Origin of the sequence: Mesorhizobium sp. M2A.F.Ca.ET.037.01.1.1 (assembly GCF_003998075.1) — a bacterium.
Taxonomy (GTDB): domain Bacteria; phylum Pseudomonadota; class Alphaproteobacteria; order Rhizobiales; family Rhizobiaceae; genus Mesorhizobium.
The window spans coordinates 1-2,076 of the sequence record NZ_RZSA01001078.1 but is presented as its reverse complement, the minus strand read 5'-3'; the positions used below and the strand labels follow the sequence as shown (position 1 = coordinate 2,076).

Sequence of the window (2,076 nt, the reverse complement as noted above, 5' to 3'; positions counted from 1 at the left end):
CCACAGGCGCATCCGAAACCGAGGCGGTGACCGAGGCGTTCGTCATGGCCGGGAAGGTCGGAGCGGCCGGGGCGGGCTCGGTTGCGCCGACGCCGGGCATGTCCGTCGCGCCGTTCTTGAGCGGCTCAGCGGGTTGCGGCGTGTCTGCAGCCGGCGCCGCAGGATCGGCGGCCGGTTTGGGCTTCATCATCGTGTCGACGCCGGCCCGCACATCGGCCGCGGCCTGCTCGAACGGATTGAGCTGCTTACGCACCTCGTTCATCGGATTGAGGCTGCGGAGACTGTCGATCGAACTCTTCACATCATCGAGTTCGGCTTCCTTCAGCGCTTCGTTGAACTGCTTCTGGAAGTCGCCGGCCATGGCGCGCAGTTTCGCCGCGGTGCGGCCGAAGGTGCGCAGCATGTTGGGCAAATCCTTTGGCCCGACGACCACGATCATGACGACCGCGATCACCAGCAGTTCGCTCCAACCGACTTCGAACATGACAATCTATTCCGACGAGAACACGCCGCCCGCACATGCGAAGCGGTTTTGGTACAACGGCATGCTCAAACCAACAATCGGATCAGCTCTTGCTGACCTTTTCCTTGCCCGGCGAAACAGTCTCGTCGGCGCGGTGCTCGACGGTACGCTTGTCGTCAACGTCGTCGTCAGCCATGCCCTTCTTGAAGCTCTTGATGCCCTTGGCCATGTCGCCCATCAACTCTGGGATCTTGCCGCGGCCGAACACCAGAAGCACGATGACCAGCACGATCATCCAGTGCCAAATCGAAAACGAACCCATAACGATCTCTCTCGAATGTTTTCCCTCGGCGATGATCTATGCGTTTTCGCTCGGGGATTCAAACACAACTGCAATGAAGTTGATAAAATGGCTAGCGGATGTCACGCACTTTCGACGTGAGCGCCTTGCTACGAATCCGCGCAGGCCTTGCTATTAGACCAGTTGTGCCGGTTCCCTAAAAGCATGTCTCCCGAAAGTGGGAACCGGTTTCGGGATAAAGACATGCGTAAAATCAAAAACCTAAAGCGCGTGGAGCGAACCTGAAAAGAACCTGAAAGATCGCGACGCGCTTTAGGTCACTCTTCCGTGACGCGCGGCGTCAGCAGCCCGAGCTCCTCGAGGTCGATATCGGTCAGCTCATCCTCGTCCTCGGCGAGCGCGTCGGGATCGGCTGGCGGCACCGGCATCGAGAAATTGGCCGGCATGCGCGTCGAGAGCAGGCCGGCGCCCTTCAGCTCTTCCATACCGGGCAGATCGCGGATCTCCTCCAGCGCGAAATGATCGAGGAAGGCGTCGGTGGTGCCATAGGTCACCGGCCGTCCCGGCGTGCGGCGGCGGCCGCGCATCCTGACCCATTCCGTTTCGAGCAGCGTGTCGAGCGTGCCCTTGGAGGTCTCCACGCCCCGGATGTCTTCGATTTCGGCGCGCGTGACGGGCTGGTGATAGGCGATGATCGCCAGCACTTCGAGCGCCGCGCGCGACAGCTTTCTCTGCTGGACAGAGTCACGGCTCATCAGGAAAGCGAGGTCGCCTGCGGTGCGGAAGGCCCAGGCATCGCCGACCCGCACCAGGTTGACGCCGCGCTTGGCATAGATCTGCTGAAGATCGGCCATCGCGGCGGCGATGTTGACGCCTTCAGGCAGGCGCGCGGCAAGCTGCTTTTCGCTGACCGGCTCGGCGCTGGCGAAAACGATCGCCTCGGCCATGCGCACCGCTTCCGACAGCTGCAGCCGCTCGGCGGGGTTTTCGAGTGAACCCTGCTCGGCCATCTCGTCTTCCGGCTCATCCTCAACCCTGAACGGGATGACTGAGGCGTTTGCGCGTTCACTCATGATACCACCTCGACTGCCTTTGCACCTTGCGCGCGGCTGCGCAGATAGATCGGCGCGAACACCTGGTCCTGCCGCACTTCCAGTTTGCCCTCGCGCACCATTTCGAGGGTCGCCGCGAACGAACTGGCCATCGCCGTGCGCTTCTCTTCCGGCGCCGCCAGATACTCGATCAGGAAGCTGTCGAGCACCGTCCAGTCGCCGACCGCGCCGATCAGCCGCGCCAGCACCTCGCGCGCATC

The 2,076-nt window shown here is 62.3% G+C and carries 3 protein-coding genes and 1 pseudogene; all 4 read right to left on the bottom strand.

The genetic code is table 11. The features are described from left to right. Window positions 1-484: Sec-independent protein translocase protein TatB (gene tatB / locus EOA27_RS33580; protein ID WP_127258416.1), on the bottom strand; the 484-nt coding region annotated here is incomplete at its 3' end. An 82-nt stretch (window positions 485-566) separates the two neighbouring features. Beyond that, window positions 567-785 (bottom strand): twin-arginine translocase TatA/TatE family subunit, encoded by a 219-nt coding sequence (locus EOA27_RS33575; protein ID WP_095815328.1) that lies wholly within the window; start codon window positions 783-785, stop codon window positions 567-569. Window positions 786-1,081: 296 nt separating this feature from the next. Next, entirely contained in the window at window positions 1,082-1,837 is a 756-nt protein-coding gene (scpB, locus tag EOA27_RS33570) for an SMC-Scp complex subunit ScpB (RefSeq protein ID WP_126082287.1), read from the bottom strand. Further along, window positions 1,834-2,076 (bottom strand): annotated as a pseudogene (locus EOA27_RS33565) (segregation/condensation protein A); the annotation flags it as partial. The pseudogene EOA27_RS33565 and the gene scpB, both read right to left, overlap by 4 nt.

What these genes read in the sequence shown, in the direction of transcription:
- EOA27_RS33575 (WP_095815328.1), bottom strand. Translation starts at nt 785, where the DNA reads ATGGGTTCGTTTTCGATTTGGCACTGGATGATCGTGCTGGTCATCGTG.
- scpB (WP_126082287.1), bottom strand. Translation starts at nt 1,837, where the DNA reads ATGAGTGAACGCGCAAACGCCTCAGTCATCCCGTTCAGGGTTGAGGAT.